The sequence below is a fragment of the Serratia sp. JSRIV004 genome, assembly GCF_019968705.1.
Taxonomy (GTDB): Bacteria; Pseudomonadota; Gammaproteobacteria; order Enterobacterales; family Enterobacteriaceae; genus Chania; species Chania fonticola_B.
In genome coordinates, this window is sequence record NZ_CP074140.1 from 2,628,535 (window position 1) to 2,648,772 (window position 20,238).

At 54.6% G+C, this 20,238-nt stretch carries 21 protein-coding genes; 16 read left to right on the plus strand and 5 right to left on the minus strand.

The window, feature by feature from the left end:
- Nucleotides 1-3 precede the first annotated feature (3 nt).
- The 5 genes from mltG to ptsG all read left to right on the plus strand — a co-directional run bounded on the left by mltG (nt 4) and on the right by ptsG (nt 5,228).
- Nucleotides 4-1,029 carry an endolytic transglycosylase MltG gene (gene mltG / locus KGP21_RS12575; RefSeq protein WP_223538376.1) on the plus strand — a complete coding sequence of 342 codons (1,026 nt, stop codon included), beginning with the start codon at nt 4-6 and terminating at the stop codon, nt 1,027-1,029.
- Entirely contained in the window at nt 1,019-1,657 is a 639-nt protein-coding gene (tmk, locus tag KGP21_RS12580) for a dTMP kinase (RefSeq protein ID WP_021804713.1), read from the plus strand. The genes mltG and tmk overlap by 11 nt, the downstream gene beginning before the upstream one ends.
- The gene (holB, locus tag KGP21_RS12585) at nt 1,657-2,664 is read left to right on the plus strand and encodes a DNA polymerase III subunit delta' (RefSeq protein WP_059200558.1); all 1,008 of its coding nucleotides are present in this window, start codon (nt 1,657-1,659) and stop codon (nt 2,662-2,664) included. The genes tmk and holB overlap by 1 nt, the downstream gene beginning before the upstream one ends.
- Nucleotides 2,665-2,678: 14 nt before the next feature.
- Nucleotides 2,679-3,455 carry a metal-dependent hydrolase gene (locus KGP21_RS12590; RefSeq protein WP_021804711.1) on the plus strand — a complete coding sequence of 259 codons (777 nt, stop codon included), beginning with the start codon at nt 2,679-2,681 and terminating at the stop codon, nt 3,453-3,455.
- Between the two features lie 339 nt (nt 3,456-3,794).
- The gene (gene ptsG / locus KGP21_RS12595; protein ID WP_021804710.1) at nt 3,795-5,228 is read left to right on the plus strand and encodes a PTS glucose transporter subunit IIBC; all 1,434 of its coding nucleotides are present in this window, start codon (nt 3,795-3,797) and stop codon (nt 5,226-5,228) included.
- Between the two features lie 133 nt (nt 5,229-5,361).
- Here ptsG and KGP21_RS12600 read toward each other — a convergent pair whose 3' ends face one another.
- The 3 genes from KGP21_RS12600 to KGP21_RS12610 all read right to left on the minus strand — a co-directional run bounded on the left by KGP21_RS12600 (nt 5,362) and on the right by KGP21_RS12610 (nt 6,704).
- A complete protein-coding gene (locus tag KGP21_RS12600; RefSeq protein WP_021804709.1) occupies nt 5,362-5,514 on the minus strand; it encodes a type I toxin-antitoxin system Hok family toxin in 153 nt (50 codons plus the stop codon).
- A gap of 443 nt (nt 5,515-5,957) precedes the next feature.
- Nucleotides 5,958-6,110 (minus strand): type I toxin-antitoxin system Hok family toxin, encoded by a 153-nt coding sequence (locus KGP21_RS12605; protein ID WP_021178298.1) that lies wholly within the window; start codon nt 6,108-6,110, stop codon nt 5,958-5,960.
- A 441-nt stretch (nt 6,111-6,551) separates the two neighbouring features.
- The gene (locus KGP21_RS12610) at nt 6,552-6,704 is read right to left on the minus strand and encodes a type I toxin-antitoxin system Hok family toxin (RefSeq protein ID WP_021178298.1); all 153 of its coding nucleotides are present in this window, start codon (nt 6,702-6,704) and stop codon (nt 6,552-6,554) included.
- 315 nt (nt 6,705-7,019) lie between these two features.
- On the opposite strand from KGP21_RS12610, the gene KGP21_RS12615 reads away from it, so the two are divergent.
- Nucleotides 7,020-7,616, plus strand: a complete 597-nt coding sequence (locus KGP21_RS12615; protein WP_059200561.1) for a GNAT family N-acetyltransferase — start codon at nt 7,020-7,022, stop codon at nt 7,614-7,616.
- A gap of 65 nt (nt 7,617-7,681) precedes the next feature.
- Here the strand turns inward: KGP21_RS12615 and KGP21_RS12620 are convergent, their stop codons facing one another.
- On the minus strand, nt 7,682-8,437 hold the full coding sequence (locus KGP21_RS12620) for an SDR family oxidoreductase (protein WP_059200562.1): 756 nt from the start codon (nt 8,435-8,437) through the stop codon (nt 7,682-7,684).
- Between the two features lie 167 nt (nt 8,438-8,604).
- On the opposite strand from KGP21_RS12620, the gene KGP21_RS12625 reads away from it, so the two are divergent.
- The 10 genes from KGP21_RS12625 to KGP21_RS12670 all read left to right on the plus strand — a co-directional run bounded on the left by KGP21_RS12625 (nt 8,605) and on the right by KGP21_RS12670 (nt 16,449).
- Nucleotides 8,605-8,913, plus strand: a complete 309-nt coding sequence (locus KGP21_RS12625) for a helix-turn-helix domain-containing protein (protein WP_024485953.1) — start codon at nt 8,605-8,607, stop codon at nt 8,911-8,913.
- Nucleotides 8,914-9,043: 130 nt separating this feature from the next.
- Nucleotides 9,044-9,394 (plus strand): purine nucleoside phosphoramidase, encoded by a 351-nt coding sequence (hinT, locus tag KGP21_RS12630; RefSeq protein WP_021178295.1) that lies wholly within the window; start codon nt 9,044-9,046, stop codon nt 9,392-9,394.
- Between the two features lie 12 nt (nt 9,395-9,406).
- Nucleotides 9,407-9,796, plus strand: a complete 390-nt coding sequence (locus KGP21_RS12635; protein WP_021178294.1) for a YcfL family protein — start codon at nt 9,407-9,409, stop codon at nt 9,794-9,796.
- A gap of 25 nt (nt 9,797-9,821) precedes the next feature.
- Nucleotides 9,822-10,403, plus strand: coding sequence for a penicillin-binding protein activator LpoB (gene lpoB / locus KGP21_RS12640; protein WP_037374848.1), 582 nt, complete (start codon nt 9,822-9,824; stop codon nt 10,401-10,403).
- A complete protein-coding gene (locus KGP21_RS12645; protein WP_037374846.1) occupies nt 10,384-11,247 on the plus strand; it encodes a phosphotransferase in 864 nt (287 codons plus the stop codon). The genes lpoB and KGP21_RS12645 overlap by 20 nt, the downstream gene beginning before the upstream one ends.
- Before the next feature lie 37 nt (nt 11,248-11,284).
- A complete protein-coding gene (nagZ, locus tag KGP21_RS12650) occupies nt 11,285-12,304 on the plus strand; it encodes a beta-N-acetylhexosaminidase (protein WP_037374844.1) in 1,020 nt (339 codons plus the stop codon).
- A gap of 76 nt (nt 12,305-12,380) precedes the next feature.
- Nucleotides 12,381-12,923: an alpha/beta hydrolase YcfP gene (ycfP, locus tag KGP21_RS12655; protein WP_021804703.1), complete on the plus strand. Its 543-nt coding sequence runs from the start codon at nt 12,381-12,383 to the stop codon at nt 12,921-12,923.
- 332 nt (nt 12,924-13,255) lie between these two features.
- Nucleotides 13,256-14,560 (plus strand): NAD(P)/FAD-dependent oxidoreductase, encoded by a 1,305-nt coding sequence (locus KGP21_RS12660; protein ID WP_037374843.1) that lies wholly within the window; start codon nt 13,256-13,258, stop codon nt 14,558-14,560.
- A gap of 350 nt (nt 14,561-14,910) precedes the next feature.
- Nucleotides 14,911-15,591, plus strand: coding sequence for a hypothetical protein (locus KGP21_RS12665; RefSeq protein WP_196482473.1), 681 nt, complete (start codon nt 14,911-14,913; stop codon nt 15,589-15,591).
- Nucleotides 15,592-15,912: 321 nt separating this feature from the next.
- A complete protein-coding gene (locus KGP21_RS12670; protein ID WP_021804702.1) occupies nt 15,913-16,449 on the plus strand; it encodes a glycine zipper 2TM domain-containing protein in 537 nt (178 codons plus the stop codon).
- 111 nt (nt 16,450-16,560) lie between these two features.
- Here KGP21_RS12670 and mfd read toward each other — a convergent pair whose 3' ends face one another.
- The gene (mfd, locus tag KGP21_RS12675; protein WP_209527576.1) at nt 16,561-20,037 is read right to left on the minus strand and encodes a transcription-repair coupling factor; all 3,477 of its coding nucleotides are present in this window, start codon (nt 20,035-20,037) and stop codon (nt 16,561-16,563) included.
- Nucleotides 20,038-20,238 lie beyond the last annotated feature (201 nt).

Below are 20,238 nucleotides of genomic sequence, written 5' to 3' on the forward strand. Positions count from 1 at the left end.
TCGATGAAGAGAAAAAAGCTCAAGATTGTTGTACTGCTGCTGCTCCTGGCGTTGGCTTCGCTGTATTGGGGGCATCAGCGGATTGAACGCTTTGCCGAGACTCCGCTGGCGATTGGGCAGGAAACCTACTTCAAACTGCCCGCAGGCACTGGCCGTGTGGCGCTGGAAGGGCTGCTGGTACGCGACAAGCTGATCCACAATGGCCGTTGGTTCCCGTGGTTACTGCGCCTGGAGCCGGAACTGGCCGAATTCAAGGCGGGTACCTACCGTTTAACCCCGGGGATGACGGTGCGCCAGATGCTGAAACTGTTGGCGAGCGGCAAAGAAGCCCAGTTCAGCGCGCGCTTTATCGAGGGGTTGCGTCTGAAAGATTGGCTGCAGGTGCTGCAAGAGTCCAAATACGTCAAACATACCCTGGCAGGTAAAAGCGAGGCGGAAATCGCCAAGGCACTGGGGCTGCCGGAAGGTGGCGTGCTGGAAGGCCGTTTGTATCCAGATACCTATCTCTATACGGCGGGAACCACCGATCAGGCATTGTTAAAGCGCTCGCAGTTGCGGATGTACAAGGCATTGCAGGACGTTTGGCATGCGCGAGACACCAGCTTGCCATACAAAACGCCGGAAGAGTTGCTGACGATGGCTTCGATCGTTGAGAAGGAGACGGCTGTAGCGGAGGAACGCACCAAGGTCGCTTCGGTGTTTATCAATCGCCTGCGTTTGGGCATGCGTTTGCAAACCGATCCTACGGTGATCTACGGCATGGGCGACAGTTACACCGGGAACATCACCCGTAAGGCTCTGGAGACGGCAACGCCCTATAACACCTATGTGATCAGTGGCCTGCCGCCAACGCCGATCGCCATGCCGAGCCGTGCTTCACTGGAAGCCGCTGCCAATCCGGCTAAAACCGATTATTTGTACTTTGTTGCCGACGGCAAGGGTGGCCATACGTTCACCACCAACCTGGCAAGCCATAATGCTGCGGTGCGTGTCTATCGGCAGGTACAAAAGGAAAAGAATGAAAAGTAACTTTGTAGTGATTGAAGGCTTGGAAGGTGCGGGTAAAACCACCGCGCGCAATACCGTGGTCAACGTGCTTAACGAGCAGGGTATTAATGACATTGTATTTACCCGTGAACCGGGTGGTACGCCACTGGCGGAGAAGCTGCGCGAGCTGTTTAAATGCGGCGCAGACGGCGATTTGCCGACCATCAAGGCGGAACTGCTGATGATATATGCCGCGCGGGTGCAACTGGTGGAAACCGTTATCCAACCGGCGTTGGCGCGGGGAGCCTGGGTAGTGGGCGATCGTCACGACCTTTCCGCGCAAGCCTATCAGGGCGGGGGCCGGGGAATCGATCCACACTTGATGAGTTCGCTGCGTGATACGGTATTGGGTGACTTCCGCCCCGACCTGACCCTTTATCTCGACTTGCCTCCGTCGGTAGGCCTGCAAAGGGCGCGTGCGCGCGGAGAGTTAGACCGTATTGAGCAAGAAGCGCTGCCGTTCTTTGAACGTACCCGCGCGCGCTATCTTGAACTGGCGGCGCAGGATGCGAGCATCGTTACCATAGATGCGGCACAAACGCTGGAACAGGTCACCGCCGATATTCGCCAGGTGGTTGTACAGTGGCTGCAACAGCAGGAAGGGGCGTAATGAACTGGTACCCGTGGCTTAACGCTCCCTATCGTCATTTGGTGGGGCAGTATGCGGCTGGGCGTGGCCATCACGCATTACTGCTGCATGCGGCGGTGGGCAACGGCGATGCTGAGCTACTCTATGCCCTTAGCCGTTGGCTGATCTGCCAAAAGCGCAATGGTGAAAAGAGCTGCGGTGAGTGTCACAGCTGCCGGTTGATGCTGGCAGGCAACCACCCGGACTACCACGTATTGGCCCCGGAAAAGGGCAAGAGTAGCTTGGGTATCGAACCTATCCGCCAGGTGATTGAGGTCCTCTATTCCCATGCCCAGCAGGGGGGAGCCAAGGTGGTGTGGCTATCGCAGGCAGAACTGTTGACCGAGGCCGCCGCCAACGCCTTGCTGAAAACCCTGGAAGAACCTCCGGCCAATACCTACTTCCTGCTAGGTTGCCGTGAGCCCTCACGCCTGCTGGCGACACTGCGTAGCCGCTGTTTCTACTGGCATCTGGCCAGCCCGGATGAACAGCTGAGTCTGCAATGGCTTAACCGCCAGGGCGCGGGCAATTCGGTCGATCGCCTGACCGCATTACGCTTGCATGACGGTGCTCCACTCGCAGCCGAACAGTTGCTGCAACCGAATCGCTGGCAACAGCGGGCCGCACTGTGCAACGCCTTGAACACCGCTCTGCCGCAGTGCGATATGTTGGCCCTGTTGCCGGCACTGAACCATGACGACGTGGCGGACCGGCTACACTGGCTATGCGCGTTGCTGATGGACGCGATGAAATACCAGCAGGGTGCCGCGAGCTATGCTCTGAACCAGGATCAATTGCCACTGGTCCAGCAATTGGCCAGCCGTTTGAGCAGCGTTTCGCTCCAGCAAATCATGCAGCAGTGGCTTAACTGCCGCCATCAGTTACTCAGCGTGGTCGGCGTTAATCGCGAGCTGTTGCTGACAGAACAGTTACTCGGTTGGGAGCAGATGCTCGGCGCTACCGGCTACTCACCCCCTCATTCGTTGTAAAAGAGTTAATTATCATGTTATTAGTAGATTCTCACTGCCACCTCGACAGCCTGGACTTCGCCACCTTGCACCACAGCGTGGACGATGCTCTGGTCAAAGCCAAAGCGCAGGATGTGGGCTTTGTACTGGCGGTTGCCACCACGCTGCCGGGTTACCAGGCGATGACCCAACTGATCGGTCAACGTAACGATGTCGCCTTCTCCTGCGGCGTTCATCCGTTGAATCTGGAGGGGGGCTACGATTATGCCGAACTGCGCAGTCTGGCTGCGGCAGAGCAGGTGGTTGCCCTGGGGGAAACCGGGCTGGATTACTTCTATCAGAAAGACAATATCCCGTTACAGCAAGAGTCGTTCCGCCAACATATTCGTATTGGCCGGGATCTCAACAAACCGGTGATTGTGCATACGCGTGACGCGCGTGACGATACCTTGGCCATTCTGCGTGAAGAGAACGCACAGGATTGCGGCGGCGTGCTGCATTGCTTCACCGAAGATTTGCCAACGGCGAAAGCCTTGCTCGATCTGGGCTTCTATATCTCGTTTTCCGGCATTGTCACTTTCCGTAACGCCGAGCCGCTGCGCGAGGTGGCCCGCTATGTGCCATTAGATCGTATGCTGGTGGAAACCGACTCGCCATACCTGGCGCCGGTGCCTCATCGCGGCAAAGAAAACCAACCCGCCTATGTGCGTGACGTCGCAGAATACCTGGCCGTATTGAAGGGCGTCAGTCTAGAAAACCTGGCGCAAGCGACCACCACCAACTTTTCACGTTTGTTTCACATCGAACTCTGAACCTTCGTCTAGGCTTAGCAAACCGCTGGCGATAATCTAATTCTTTTTAAGCTCGTAATTAATCCTCGAAACGGGTAATGTTCCCACCCGTTTCAGGGGATCGGTCGGGCAAATTTTCATCTTTCTTCGCAAAAAGTAGACGATTTTTGAAAAATGGCCGGTCAGATTCATCGAAACGTGACTGCCATCAAACATTGTTCAGGGTATTTATTTTACTCTGCGTAAAAATTAAAGGGGTGCTCAGACACCCTGAAAATGCAGGGGTTTTCTCTCCCCCCTCTGCAACGCGAAAATTCGCGAGAAGTAGCAAAGCACTATTACTCAGGAGCACACTCAACTATGTTCAAGAACGCATTTGCCAACCTGCAAAAAGTAGGTAAATCGCTGATGCTGCCGGTTTCCGTATTGCCTATCGCAGGTATTCTGCTGGGCGTGGGTTCCGCCAACTTTAGCTGGCTACCGCTGGTAGTCTCTCACGTGATGGCGGAAGCCGGCGGTTCCGTATTCGCCAATATGCCGTTGATCTTCGCTATCGGTGTTGCCCTGGGCTTCACTAACAACGACGGCGTTTCTGCATTGGCCGCGGTAGTGGCTTACGGCATCATGGTGAAAACCATGGCCGTGGTTGCGCCGCTGGTGCTGCATTTGCCAGCCGAAGAGATTGCGGCCAAACACCTGGCGGATACCGGTGTGCTCGGGGGGATTATCTCCGGTGCCATTGCTGCCTACATGTTTAACCGCTTCTTCCGCATTCAGTTGCCAGAATACCTGGGCTTCTTTGCCGGTAAGCGTTTTGTGCCGATCATCTCTGGTCTGGCCGCTATCATTCTGGGTGTGATCCTCTCCTTCATCTGGCCACCAATCGGTACGGCTATTCAGACCTTCTCCGAATGGGCGGCTTATCAGAACCCTGTGGTGGCATTCGGTATCTACGGTTTTGTTGAGCGTGCGCTGGTACCCTTTGGCCTGCACCACATCTGGAACGTTCCGTTCCAAATGCAGATTGGTGAATATACCAATGCGGCCGGTCAAGTGTTCCACGGCGACATTCCACGTTACATGGCGGGTGACCCAACTGCGGGTATGCTGTCTGGTGGCTTCCTGTTCAAAATGTATGGTCTGCCTGCTGCTGCGATTGCCATCTGGCACTCAGCCAAGCCGGAAAACCGTGCCAAAGTCGGCGGTATCATGATCTCCGCTGCGCTGACCTCGTTCCTGACCGGTATTACCGAGCCGATCGAGTTCTCCTTCATGTTCGTTGCGCCGATCCTGTACGTAATCCATGCGATCCTGGCCGGTCTGGCGTTCCCAATCTGTATTCTGTTGGGTATGCGTGACGGTACCAGCTTCTCACACGGCCTGATCGACTTCATCGTACTGAGCGGCAACAGCAGCAAAATCTGGCTGTTCCCAATCGTTGGTGTCATCTACGGTCTGGTGTACTACACCATCTTCCGCGTGCTGATTGCCAAACTGGATCTGAAAACCCCTGGCCGTGAAGACAATGCTTCCGAGCAGGTGGCTCAGGGCGGTTCTGAAATGTCTGCTGCGCTGGTTCAGGCATTCGGCGGTAAAGAAAACATCACCAACCTGGATGCCTGTATTACCCGTCTGCGCGTTAGCGTGGCCGACGTATCCAAGGTCGACCAGGCTGGTCTGAAGAAACTGGGTGCTGCCGGTGTAGTTGTGGCTGGCTCAGGTGTTCAGGCGATCTTTGGTACCAAATCCGACAACCTGAAAACCGATATGGATGAATACATCCGTAACAACTGATTCAGGTAGGGGAGTTAATGGGGAGGCTTAGGCCTCCCTTTTTTTATGGGTTGATTAACAACATGGGGAGGGGCGCTCATGGATCTCAGCTCAAACAACCAACAGGCGGGGCAAGCCCCGCCGTTGGGTTGCCTTACCTTGCGGATTCGTAAGCCATCATGGCCGCAACCTCCGTTTCTCCGCTACGAATGCGGATCTCACAGAGTCTTTTCCTGGTCATCCAGGTAAACACCAGTACGGTGATACAGAGAATAACCAGGGTCATTACTACTAATTTTTGCGGCATGATAGCCTCCTTGTCCTTGCCTTTCGGCGGGTAAGAGGCTACCTTTATGGTGTTCATGCATAAGAGTGGCCTCGGGTTGATTTACATCGATTCGGGGCTTTTCTCTTTCTATCCCTTGCTCATGCTCAGGACAAAAAGATCCAGAGCACCCGCGCGAATTTTACCCCTAATCCCGCCGGGTAATAAATCAGCGCTTTTTTACATAGAACAAGTAAGCTGAACCGGCTCTGTGCTCATCCTTGTTATTTATTGGTTTTTTACCCGTTTCTTGCGGTGACGAATTTCTATATAACTCATTGGTTTTTTTGCATCTGTTTTTCTTACCTATGCTATGGCGGCTGCGGGCTCTTTTGTGTGGGATGGCTTAACAAGATAGGGAGGGGCGCTCATGGATCTCAGCTCAAACAACCAACAGGCGGGGCAAGCCCCGCCGTTGGGTTGCTTTACCTTGCGGATTCGTAAGCCATCATGGCCGCAACCTCCGTTTCTCCGCTACGAATGCGGATCTCACAGAGTCTTTTCCTGGTCATCCAGGTAAACACCAGTACGGTGATACAGAGAATAACCAGGGCCATTACTACTAATTTTTGCGGCATGATAGCCTCCTTGTCCTTGCCTTTCGGCGGGTAAGAGGCTACCTTTATGGTGTTCATGCATAAGAGTGGCCTCGGGTTGATTTACATCGATTCGGGGCTTTTCTCTTTCTATCCCTTGCTCATGCTCAGGACAAAAAGATCCAGAGCACCCGCGCTAATTTTACCCCTAATCCCGCCGGGTAATAAATCAGCGCTTTGTTACATAGAACAAGTAAGCTGAACCGGCTCTGTGCTCATCCTTGTTATTTATTGGTTTTTTACCCGTTTCTTGCGGTGACGAATTTCTATATAACTCATTGGTTTTTGCACCTGTTTTTCTTACCTATGCTATGGCGGCTGCGGGCTCTTTTGTGTGGGATGGCTTAACAAGATAGGGAGGGGTGCTCATGGATCTCAGCTCAAACAACCAACAGGCGGGGCAAGCCCCGCCGTTGGGTTGCCTTACCTTGCGGATTCGTAAGCCATCATGGCCGCAACCTCCGTTTCTCCGCTACGAATGCGGATCTCACAGAGTCTTTTCCTGGTCATCCAGGTAAACACCAGTACGGTGATACAGAGAATAACCAGGGCCATTACTACTAATTTTTGCGGCATGATAGCCTCCTTGTCCTTGCCTTTCGGTGGGTAAGAGGCTACCTTTATGTTGTTGGAGCATAAGAGTGGCCTCGGGTTGATTTACATCGATTCGGGGCTTTTCTCTTTCTATCCCTTGCTCATGCTCAGGACAAAAAGATCCAGAGCACCCACGCGAATTTTACCCCTAATCCCGCCGGGTAATAAATCAGCGCTTTGGTACATAGAACAAGTAAGCTGAACGGGCTCAGTGTACACCCTGCTTAATTTGTTGGTTTTTTTCCCTGTTTATTGCGATGCTGATGGCTGTCCATCGATGCTGCAAGAGAGGGAAAAATGCCCAACCCATCCGTGCTCAAACCATCAACGTTGATCGGCAATCAAATCGAACTACGACCCTTGCAGCCAGAGCACCGTGAGGCAATGCTGAGCGCCGCTGCTGATGGCGAACTGTGGAACCTGAAGGTGACCGCAGTGCCCAGTGCCAGTACGATCGACAGTTATATCGCCACTGCCGTGGCGGGCCGTGATGCTGGTTCCATGCTGCCGTTTGTCATTGTTCAGCGGGATAGCGGATGCATTATCGGCAGCACCCGTTTCTGGAAAATCGACCGGGGTAATCGCAAAATGGAAATCGGCCACACCTGGCTGAGCCAATCGGTGCAGCGCACCGGCGTGAATACCGAAGCGAAATACCTGCTGCTCAACTATGCCTTTGAGATTTTACAGGCGGTACGGGTGCAGTTCACCACCGACGAACTGAACGACAGGTCACGCGCGGCAATTCTGCGGATTGGTGCCAAGCAGGAGGGGATTGTACGCCATGAGCGCATAATGCCCGACGGGCGCAAACGTAACTCGGTCAGGTTCAGCATTATCGATGATGAATGGTGTGAGGTGAAAGCCAGGCTGGAAGTTTTGCTGAAGCGCTAAACTCGAGGAGCAAACAGTGGCAAGATCTCAACGGGCGCAGCATGCAGCGCCCCTACAGCAGCCTTTCAACTCCGCGCTAAATTCCCCACGCCACCGTCGATCAGCAGTTCACTTCCCACCATGTAGCTGGACTCGTCAGACGCGAGAAATACGGCGGCTTTGGCCAATTCCAGCGCGGTCCCCATGCGGCCAATCGGCACCAGCGCGTGGATCTCTTCGCGCAACGCCTGTTCAGCCTGTGCCGGTAAACCCAGCTTGCCCAGTGCCGGAGTTGCCGTTGGGCCAGGGCTGAGGCCGTTGACGCGAATTCCGCGCGGATGCAACTCGGCTGAAAGTGAACGCGCCAAAGACAAAATCCCGGCTTTACTGGCGGCATAGACGCAGCTTTGCGCCAGGCCAATATGCGCGCTGACGGAACCACACAGGATCACCGAGGCAGGGTTGCCCAACAACGGCAACAGAGCCTGGATCAAAAACAGTGGGCCTTTGAGATTGGTGTTCATCAGTTGGTCATAACGCTGCTCATCCCATTCCTGCAACGGCAGGTGGGTGACATCACCGGCGTTGATATACAAGATATCCAACCGGGGCCAGCTTTTAGCCAACTGCGCGGCCAAAATCGGCTGTTGGCCGATATCCCCGGCGTCATTGTGCAACAGCACGACATCCCCTAGCATTTCGCCAGCCGCTGTTAACCCGCTTGCGCTGCGCCCGGTGATCGCCACGGTCGCTCCTTCGGCAATAAACTGCCGGGCCGTCTCCAGCCCGATGCCGCTGGTTCCCCCGGTAATCAACGCGTATTTACCTGCTAATCGTGACATAACCCTTCCTCTCGTTGGTCAGTTACGCCATTATTGGTCTGTCAGTACCTTTTGCATAGTAGGTACCATTTGGATACTAAAGGACAAGGTGGGATGCAATGGCGTCAACAGTGAAAGGGCAGGTTGAAAAAAATTATGCGTTACCGCCTGCGGGGGAGCCGTGCCCGATGGTGAGCTTCGTCAATTTGGTTTCGGGCAAATGGGCCATCCCAATCCTGTATCGCCTGATGGTGATCGACGGCCCGATACGCTTTAGCGAATTACAACGCGCGGTGGCGCCAATTGCGCAAAAAGAGCTGACGCGTCAGCTCCGCCAGTTTGAACAATGCGGTCTTGTCACTCGCCAGGTGTTTCCAGAGGTGCCACCACGGGTGGAGTACCAGATAACGCCGCTGGGTAAAACGTTGCGCCCCACGTTAGACTCGTTGGCTGCTTGGATGCGTGACCATGCGCCTCAGTTGATCGGTAGCCAATAACCGCCGGTAAACTAGTAAGGTTGTGTGATTCTCCATCATTCGATACGGAAAGTGCGCAATCGGGTTGATAGCAGTAGAATTTGTCACGATACTGCGTAAACCAATATTTTCGCTGAACAAGGAGTTCCAGATGGCCGAAGAAACGATTTTCAGTAAAATTATTCGCCGTGAAATCCCTGCCGATGTGGTCTACCAGGACGAACTGGTTACCGCATTTCGTGATATTTCCCCACAGGCACCGACCCATATCCTGATCGTGCCGAACGTGCTCATTCCAACGGTGAACGATGTGACCGTGGAACACGAGGCCGCATTAGGCCGTATGATCACCGTGGCGGCCAAAATTGCCGAGCAGGAAGGGATTGCCGAAGACGGTTACCGCTTGCTCATCAATTGCAATCGTCACGGCGGGCAGGAGGTCTATCATATTCATATGCATTTAGTGGGTGGGCGCGCTCTGGGCCCGTTGTTGTCACGTTAACCGAGGAAGACCATGCGCTATATTCACACGACGCGTTACTTGATGGCGCTGGTGCTCCCCGCCGCGATACTGATGGGCTGTAGCAGCCCGAAGGGCATCTCGGTCAATGAACGGCAAACGGTGGTGATGGATTCACCGGTACTGACGGCAGGTATTCTGGCGGATAACCCGTCTATTGCCGACGCGTCTGGCCGTCTGCGGGCCAGTTCGGTGCTCAGCAACACCCAGACGACGCCGGTGACCCTCCACTATCGTTTCTACTGGTATGACAAACAGGGGCTGGACATCCTGCCTTTTGAACAGCCGCGCACGGTCACCGTCGCTGCCAATTCAGACGCCGAGATTTATTCGTTGAATGGCAACCTTGATGCCAAGCGTGTACGTCTGTATTTATACTTATAAGTTTTGGGTTACGTTGGAGAAGGTAATGAAAAAGTTCCTATGGGTGGCGCTGGCCGCGTTGGTGTTAACCGGTTGTCCATCACGCCCGCCAGAGCCTACGGCACCGGTCACGGTAGAGCCACAGCCGCAACCAGAGCCTCAGCCTGAACCGTTGCCACCAACCACCGAGCCGGTGCCACAGCCGCCGAAGATCCAGCAGCTTGACTGGCTGGGCAGCGTGCAGCCGTTGGTCAATCAGATGCTGAAGGCCGATGGCGTCACGCCTGGCAGCGTATTGCTGTTGGACAGCGTGAAAAACAATACCAATGGCTCATTGAGCATCGGCAACGCTACCTCGGCGCTGCACCAGGCTTTGGCATCCAACAAGACCTTTGCCGTCGTGCCGGAAGCGCAGTTGGCGAGCGCCAAACAGACGCTGGGCCTGTCGGCGGAAGATAGCCTCGGGTCGCGCAGCAAGGCGATTGGCTTGGCACGCATCGTCAACGCGCAATACGTGTTGTATAGCGCCGTCAGTGGCGATGTGAAGTCACCGTCGATGGAAATGCAGCTGATGCTGGTGCAAACCGGTGAGATCGTCTGGTCAGGCAATGGCGACGTCAAATACTGAATCCCAGCTGCGGCGACTCTTGAGTAACAGACTGCCGGCGGTAAATACCGCCGGTTGTCATTTTAGCCTGGTACAAGGGTTGAGCGGCGAGAGCTGGCGGATCGACAGTGGCGATGTGCAACTGCTGGCCCGTCCGCAGACGCCGGAAAAACGCATGCTCGGCGTTAACCGTCGGCGTGAGGGGCAAGTGCTGAAGCGCGCTGGATTGGGCATAGGTCCAAAGGTGTGGTTACAGAGCCCTGAGTGGTTGATCGTCGAATGGCTTGCCGGTGAGAGCGTTGACGAAACGGCGTTTGCTTCCATGCTGGCCAACGGGGAGTTGGCAGCGCTGACCGCTCGGCTGCATAACCGAGGGTTGAGTGGTTACCGGCTGGATCTGCAACAGCAATTTACCCGCTATTGGCAGCAAATTGATCGCCGGCGGATCACTCCTGGTTGGCTGCGTTGGCAGCGCTATTTCATCAACGGCACCATGCCGCGCCCGTTGCAGTTGGCAACGCTGCACATGGATATTCATGCCGGCAATCTGCTGCGACAGACCGGGCAGCTCAGGCTGATCGACTGGGAGTATGCCGCCGATGGCGATATCGGCCTGGAGCTGGCGGCGATGTTTCGCTTCAATCAATTTTCCCCGGCTGTGCAACAACGCTTTTTGGAGCAATATCAACCCCACGGCTATGCCGATTTGCCGCAGTTGGCCTCACAGGTCCGGCGTTGGTTGCCGTGGGTGGATTATCTGATACTGATGTGGTGTGAAGTGCGCTGGCAGCAGTGTCAGGATGCGGAATTTTTGCGTTGGGGCGCAGCGTTATACCGGCGTTTTTGTTTATCATCGTCAAACTAATCATGAATACTGATGTGAGGTGGCCGTGGGCCCAGTAATGCTAGATGTCGTCGGCTATGAGCTGGACGCAGAAGAACGCGAGATTTTAAAACACCCGCTGGTAGGGGGCCTGATCTTGTTTACCCGCAACTTTGCCGATCCGCAGCAGTTGCGTGAGCTGGTTCGCCAGATCCGCGCGGCCTCGCATTCGCGACTGGTGGTGGCGGTTGATCAGGAAGGCGGGCGTGTGCAGCGCTTTCGCGAAGGTTTTACCCGCTTACCGGCGGCGCAGTCCTTTGCGGCGCTCAACGATGCTCAGGAAGGCGGGCGTCTGGCTCAGGAAGCTGGCTGGCTGATGGCCTCGGAAATGATTGCCCAGGATATCGATATCAGTTTTGCCCCGGTATTGGACATCGGCCACGCCAGTGCGGCAATTGGCGAACGTTCTTTCCATAGCGATCCGCAGCAGGCGTTAGTGATGGCCGAACGCTTTATCCAGGGGATGCACAGCGCCGGGATGAAAACCACCGGCAAGCATTTCCCAGGGCATGGCGCAGTCACGGCGGACTCGCATAAAGAAACTCCGCGCGATCCGCGGCCATTGGCCCAAATCCGCGAACATGATATGACTATTTTCCGCGATCTGATCCAACGCGGATTGCTGGATGCCATCATGCCAGCCCATGTTATCTATACTGAAGCAGACCCGCGCCCGGCCAGCGGCTCGCCTTACTGGCTGCAGCAAATCTTGCGTCAGGAGCTAGGCTTTGAGGGCGTGATCTTCTCTGACGATCTGTCGATGGAAGGGGCGGCGATCATGGGCAGCTATGCCGAGCGTGGCCAGGCGGCGCTGGATGCCGGTTGCGATATGATCCTGGTTTGTAATAATCGGGCAGGGGCGGTCAGCGTGTTAGATAACCTGTCCCCGGTCAAAGTAGAGAAATTGCAGCGGTTATATCATCGCGGTCAGTTCACCCGTCAGGAACTGCGCGATTCCGACCGTTGGCAAAAAGCGCATCATGCGCTGAGTCAATTGCATGAACGCTGGGAAGAGCATAAGCAACGCTCAGCGGGGTGAACGGCCAGGGCGCCGCATGAAGGCGGCGTTAATAATGGGGGCTGCCAGCGGCCCCCAGCTTGTTGCGAGGAACCACATGATTATCTATTTGCATGGCTTCGATTCCACCAGTCCCGGCAATCATGAAAAGATTATGCAGTTACAGTTCATCGATCCGGACGTGCGCTTTATCAGCTACAGCACCTTGCATCCGCGCCATGATATGCAGCATTTATTGAAAGAGGTGGACAAGGCGGTTCAGCAGGAAGGGGATGTCCATCCTCTGATCTGCGGCGTGGGTCTTGGGGGCTTTTGGGCCGAACGTATCGGTTTCTTGTGCGGTATCCGTCAGGTGATCTTCAACCCGAACCTGTATCCGGAAGAACATATGCACGGCAAGATCGACCGGCCGGAAGAGTATCGCGATATCGCCACCAAATGCGTGGATGATTTCCGTGAGAAGAACCGTGATCGCTGCCTGGTGGTGCTTTCTCGTCAGGACGAAGTGTTGGACAGCCAGCGTAGTGCCGAGTTGCTGCACAAGTATTATGAAATCGTCTGGGATGAACAGCAGAGTCACAAGTTTAAAAACATCTCGCCACACCTTCAGCGCATCAAGGCATTCAAGACGCTGGCGTAACAGTTTTATAACGCATGACCAAGCCGTAACTGCTGCTCCCTAAGGGCGGCAATTGCGGCTTTTTTGTTTTTATCGAGCCCGTTTTCGCCGGTGGGTAGCAAAGTGCAAAACTGTGATCTCACGCTAACTATTTGAATCACAATCCTCAAAAAAACCCTTCGTCCAGCCTTTAACCAAAAAACTTTGACGTACATCAATTTTGGTATGACCAAATAACCTCTCGTGTTATTCTGGCCCCAGATTGCAGGTTTAACTTAAGCGAACCCTATGTATTCTAAGGATATTATTTATTTACCCTTAGGCAACAATTGGTTCACATTCAGGGGGTCATTTTGACAACGCCAAAGAAGAAAATCGTTATTGTCGGCGGTGGTGCCGGTGGTCTGGAGCTGGCAACCAGCCTGGGCCATAAACTGGGTCGTAAGCATAAAGCGGAGATCACGCTAGTGGATCGCAACCACAGCCATCTGTGGAAGCCGTTGCTGCATGAAGTGGCTACCGGCTCTCTGGATGACGGTGTGGATGCGTTGAACTACCTGGCGCATGCGCGTAACCACTTCTTCAACTTCCAACTGGGTTCACTGGTCAACATTGACCGTGAAAATAAAACGTTGCAGTTGACGCAGATCTGCGATGAGCAGGGCTGCCAGCTGGTTCCCGCCCGCGAGTTGAGCTACGACATCCTGGTGATGGCGCTCGGCAGCACCTCGAACGACTTTGGCACCCCAGGGGTAAGAGATAACTGCATCTTCCTGGATAACCCGAATCAGGCGCACCGTTTCCATAACGAGATGTTGAACCTGTTCCTCAAGTTCTCTGCCAATCCGGAAGAGAAGGAGAGCGTGAATATCGCCATCGTGGGCGGTGGGGCTACCGGCGTTGAGCTGTCGGCAGAACTGCATAACGCGGTCAAACAGCTGCACAGCTACGGCTTTGAAGGGCTGGATAACAGCGCCTTGAAGGTTACCCTGGTTGAAGCCGGTGAGCGTATTCTGCCAGCGCTGCCGCCGCGTATTTCCGCAGCGGCGCACCAGGAACTGAACAAGCTTGGCGTACGGGTATTAACCAATACTATGGTGACCAGCGCCGATGAGCATGGCTTGAACACCAAAGGCGGCGAATTTATCAATGCCGATCTGATGGTGTGGGCAGCGGGCATCAAGGCACCGGACTTTATGAAAGAGATTGCCGGGCTGGAAACCAACCGCATCAATCAACTGGTGGTTGAGCCAACGCTGCAAACTACCCGCGATGCCAACATCTTTGCTATTGGTGACTGCGCGTCCTGCCCACGTGAAGGCGGCGGTTTTGTGCCACCACGGGCACAGTCTGCCCACCAGATGGCATCACGTTGCTATAGCAATATCCTGGCGATGATGCACGATCAGCCGATGAAGCCTTACGTTTATAAGGATCATGGTTCACTGGTCTCGCTTTCCCGCTTCAGCACCGTAGGTAGCCTGATGGGCAACCTGATGCGCGGTTCGATGATGGTCGAAGGGCGTATCGCCCGCGTGGTGTATATTTCGCTGTACCGTATGCACCAGGTAGCGCTGCACGGCTATACCAAAACCGGCCTGATGATGCTGGTGGGTGGTATCAACCGCGTGATCCGTCCGCGCTTGAAGATGCACTAATTTTTTTAACCCATTCGTTCGGTTGATGAAAACCCACGTAGGCTTGCCGCGTGGGTTTTTTATTGCCGTGAGATCAGTAGGTTGCCAGACTGCGCCCCTAAGAACGGAGTGTGCGACTTTCACCGCACTCAATTCACTGACATTTTAATACATTGTTCAATGGCATCGGGGAGCGAGTCACCACCTTGTTAAGAATTGACTAATCAAATATTGGGCTATAGTAACTGTGGCCGTACAGAGAAAGTATCGCCGTTGACATACTCTTTAAAGCCCACGATTAACTTCATAGTTCAAAAAACATGGTTGCTGTTTTTGAGCCATAAAATGTCACTTATAAAACAGGTGTTAAGATGATGAATAAAGTGTCACTCGCGATTGAAATTCAAAAAGACGCTTTTTCCAAACACAAGTTTTTCACTCATATCCGCAATGCAACACTTCCGCTTGAGGAACGACTTTCTTTTCTACCTGGCATGTCACATTTTATTATGAGTTTCGGAGACATAAATAAATATGTGCTACCTTTTGCTTCCCCTAAGAATGAACTTGAAGAAGCGATCAATAAACATGCGAAGGAGGACTCGAATCATTGGCCTTGGTACATAACTGACCTGCAACAGCTAGACATGAACAAAAGTCGTCCCTTCACCGAAACACTACAATACCTCTGGTCAGAGGAGCTTTCGGCAAGCCGAAAACTGACTTACGACCTCATAGAGTTAATAGCGGGTAAAGATGCCAAATCAAGATTGGTCATTATTGAAGTGATGGAGGCAACGGGAAACATCATGTTCACAACTCTGAATGAGATAACTAGTGGAACCAGTTTAAAACTAGAATTTTGTGGTTCCCTGCATGCAAGCCATGAATCAGGACACACAATGGGAGCTGATGATGAAATCATAACCCGGCTAATTTTCACTGAGGATGAATGTCAGTATTTTACATCACTCATTAATGATGGATTTAAAGCGTTTGTCCGCTTTATCGATCAGCTTTATGACGGTATCGAAGCAGCAAAATTTCGGTAAGGAATCGACACGTCTTTACCCATGTTCACCGTATACACTGCCGATTTTTCCAACACAGCGGTTTGATTCCGCACCCATGTCTCACGGTTTTCGATTCGTGAACAACGGGCATGGTTAAGATTCTTCTTAATTCATTGGTTTTGGACCGCTTTCATCGCATTTTGCTCACGGAGTCTTATTGCGAGGGTGAATTTCCTTGTGCAGACTTTAGGGCGTTTACAGACGGCGCGTCACGCACGCCGTAAACCGGGGGGATTGCCTATGATTGAGGCGAGCTTGCCCGGTGCATAATGCGTGGTAACACATTCAGGAGGATTTCCTGTGAACAAATCAATGTTAGCCGGTGTTGGGATTGGTATTGCAGCCGCTCTGGGAATTGCTGCCGTGGCCGGTCTGGACGTATTCACTCCCGGCCCACAATATGCGCAGGTTCTCGCCGCAACACCGATCAAAGAAACCATCAAAACCCCTCGGCAGGAGTGCCGGAACGTCACGGTGACCCATCGTGCGCCGGTCCAGGATGAAAACCGCATCGCTGGCTCCGTGCTGGGCGCGGTTGCTGGGGGGGTGATTGGTCACCAGTTTGGCGGTGGCCGTGGCCGTGATGTTGCGACCGTGGTAGGTGCGTTGGGTGGTGGCTACGCCGGTCACCAGGTGCAGGGGGCCTTGCAAGACAACGACACTACCACCAGCACGCAGCAGCGCTGCAAAACGGTGTATGACAAATCGCAGAAAATGCTGGGCTATGACGTGACTTACAAGATTGGCGACCAGCAGGGCAAAATCCGCATGGATCACGATCCAGGCACCCAGATCCCGCTGGATAGAAGTGGCCAGTTGGTGCTGACCAAGGTCTGATCTTCGGAGTTTACCCTCGGCCCAACCCTCTCCACAGGGAGAGGGAGCCGTTCTGGCGTCCTTATCAGGGAACGGCTTTCCCCTTAAAAGGGCGCTAGAACGGTGCAGTAATCAAACTGCCAAAGTATGTTCCCGGAACGCCGCCAGCAGCTCGCCGATAAACTTCAGTCGTTCGGCCCGGTCAGTGAGATCCAGCATAAACTTCAGCTTGGTTGGCCCATCCAGGCGGTAAACCTGCGGTTTGCTTTGCAGCAAGCCAATCAGATAACCCGGATCGACCCGGTTCTTCTCGCCAAACTCGATAAAGCCCCCGCGCTCGTTGCCTTCGATACGCTTGATCCCCAGTATCTGCGCCTGTTGACGCATCGCCGCGCTTTGCAGCAGGTTACGCGCTGCATCCGGCAGCAGGCCAAAGCGATCGATCAGCTCAACCTTCAGTTCTTCCAGTTCACCCTCATTTTTAGCGCTGGCAATGCGTTTATAGAAGGACAAACGGGTATTCACGTCAGGGATAAAGTCATCGGGCAGCAGCGCAGGCATGCGCAGTTCCACTTCCGTCTGATTACTGGTGAGATCTTCCAGCGAAGGCTCACGCCCGTTCTTCAGGGCGTCGACGGCGCTTTCCAACAGCTCCATATACAGCGAGAAGCCCACGGTGGTCATCTGGCCGCTTTGGTCTTCCCCCAGCAGTTCCCCAGCACCACGGATTTCCAAATCGTGGGTGGCGAGCGCGAACCCGGCCCCCAAATCTTCCAGCGAGGCAATCGCTTCCAACCGCTTGTGTGCGTCGGTGCTCATGACCTTCGGGTTTGGCGTTAACAGATAAGCATAGGCCTGATGGTGCGAACGCCCGACGCGGCCACGCAGCTGATGTAGCTGCGCCAGGCCAAAGCGGTCTGCCCGTTCGATAATGATGGTATTGGCGCTGGGGATATCGATACCGGTTTCAATAATGGTGGTACAGACCAGCACGTTGAAGCGCTGGTGGTGGAAATCGTTCATCACCCGTTCCAGATCGCGTTCCCGCATCTGGCCGTGGCCAATGGCAATCCGTGCTTCTGGCACCAGCTCCGCCAGGCGTTCGGCGGCCTTATCGATATTCTCGACGTCGTTATACAGGTAATACACCTGGCCGCCGCGCAGTACCTCACGCAAGATGGCCTCGCGCACCACCAGGCTATCGTACTCACGGACAAAGGTTTTCACTGCCAGACGGCGGGCCGGTGGGGTAGCAATGATCGACAGATCGCGCATGCCGCTCATGGCCATATTCAGGGTGCGTGGGATTGGCGTGGCGGTTAACGTCAGAATATCTACGTCTGCACGCATTGCCTTGATGCGCTCTTTGTGGCGTACCCCAAAGCGGTGTTCTTCATCAACTACCAACAGCCCCAGATCTTTCCAGCGCAGATCGCTCTGCAACAGCTTATGGGTGCCAATGAGGATATCGACCTTGCCCTCGGCCGCCTCTTCCAGGATCTGCTGCTGCTCTTTGGCGCTGCGAAAACGCGACATCATTTCGATGCGGATGGGCCAGGTGGCAAAGCGATCGCGGAAGTTGTCGAAGTGCTGCTGCGCCAGCAGGGTTGTCGGCACCAGTACCGCGACCTGCTTACCGTTTTCGACGGCCAGGAAGGCGGCACGCATCGCGACTTCGGTTTTACCAAAGCCAACGTCGCCGCAGACCAGACGATCCATCGCCAGTGGCTGGCACATATCGCTCAGCACCGCGTTGATGGCCTGTTCCTGATCTGGCGTGGTCTCAAACGGGAAGGTTTGGCAGAACAGTTGATACTGCTCACGATTATGTTTGAACGCAAAACCGCTCTTGGCGGCACGTTGGGCATAGATGTCCAACAGCTCGGCGGCCACGTCACGCACGCGTTCGGCGGCTTTCTGCCTGGCTCGCGACCAGACATCCCCGCCAAGCCGGTGCAGCGGGGCGTTCTCGTCGGCTCCTCCGGCATAGCGGCTGATCAGGTGCAGGGAAGAGACCGGCACGTACAGCTTGTCTTCACCGGCGTAGGAGAGGATCAGATATTCCGCCTTGATGCCCCCAGCTTCCAGCGTGGTCAGGCCAACGTAGCGGCCAACGCCGTGTTCCAGATGCACCACTGGCTGCCCTGGGTGCAGCTCTGCCAGGTTGCGGATCAGGGTATCGGTATTGATGGTGCGGCGATTATCCTGCCGACGACGGCTGACGCGCTCACCGAGCAGATCGCTTTCACAGATCAACGCCCGATCACGCAGCGTATCCAGGAAGCCACGCTCGGAGGCTCCGACCATCATGTAACGGCCCGATGCTTCGACCTCATCCAGATGATGGATCAGACTGGTACTCAGCTTGATGCGACCAAGCAGATCTTGCAGGGTTTCACGGCGGCCTTCACTCTCTACCGAGAAGACCACGCCACCGGTGAAGCTTTCAATAAAGCGTCGCAGATTATCCAGTGGGGCCTTCTGCTGGGCCTGGACGGCGAGATCCGGCAGGGTTTGATAGCCCAGGTTGGTGCAACCGGCTTTGGCAGGCAGCTCCTCGGTTTTCAACGCCATTCGCGGCCAGGCTTTCAGCTCGGCAAATAGCGCATCGACCCGCAGCCATAGGGTATCCGGGGCCAGCAGCGGCCGCATCGGATCGATCCGCCGGTTCTCATAGCGTTGATTGACATCGAGCCAGAAACGCTCGGCTGCTCCCTCCAGGTTGCCGGTGTTGACGAGCAGCGTATTGGCTGGCAGATAGCTGAACAGTGAGGGCAGAGGCTGGCTGAAGAACAGCGGTTGCCAGTATTCGATACCGGCAGGCCAGGTGCCTTTACTCACTTGCTGATAAATATGTTCGGCGTCGCGACGCACTTCAAACTGTTCACGCCACTGGCTACGGAACAGCTCAATGGCGGCCTTATCGGTCGGGAACTCGTGCGCTGGAAGCAGGTTGATGGCGTCCACTTCGCTCAACGTACGCTGGTTATCCACATCAAAGGTGCGCAGGCTGTCGATCTCGTCGTCGAAAAAGTCGATGCGATAAGGTTCTTCGCTACCCATGGGATACAGGTCAAGCAGCGCTCCGCGCGTAGCAAATTCGCCATGTTCCATCACTTGGTCGACGCTGCGATAACCGGCCTGTTCCAACTGTGCCCGCAGCAGATCCCGCGATAATCGTTGGCCCTTTTTCATCACCAACGCATGGCCATGCAGGAACTCATGCGGGCAGACGCGTTGCATCAGCGTATTCACCGGCAGAATGATGATGCCGCGTGCCATGGTCGGCAGATGATACAGGCTGGAAAGCCGCGCCGAGATGATTTCCTGGTGGGGCGAGAAGCTGTCGTATGGCAGCGTTTCCCAGTCCGAAAGGGTAGTCACCATCTGGTCGGTAAACTGCTGGATTTCGTCACGCAGCCGCAACGCATTTTGCATATCCGGGGCGATGAGCATCACCGGGCCGGGATGGCGTTCGGCGATTTCGGCGCATTCAACGGCACAGGCAGAACCGGTGAGCTGCCCTAGCTGGCGTAAATCGCCCGCGCGGTCAGGAAGAGAGTAACGGTAGGAGGATGCGGAGCTGCGGCTTTTATCAGAAATGCTCATTCAGTTATCTTTAATCAATGAATTGAATAACAGTTTTTGTGGTGTTCACCGTGGCACTTGACGCGTGAATACCACAAAATCCTGTTTACCTGGCGTTTGGCTAAAGCTGACTCGTTCTCCCTCACCCCAACCCTCTCCCCAAGGAGAGGGAGCTGGAACGGTGTTGCGGTTAGGTAACGGAGTATGGCTAAGGCACATTCG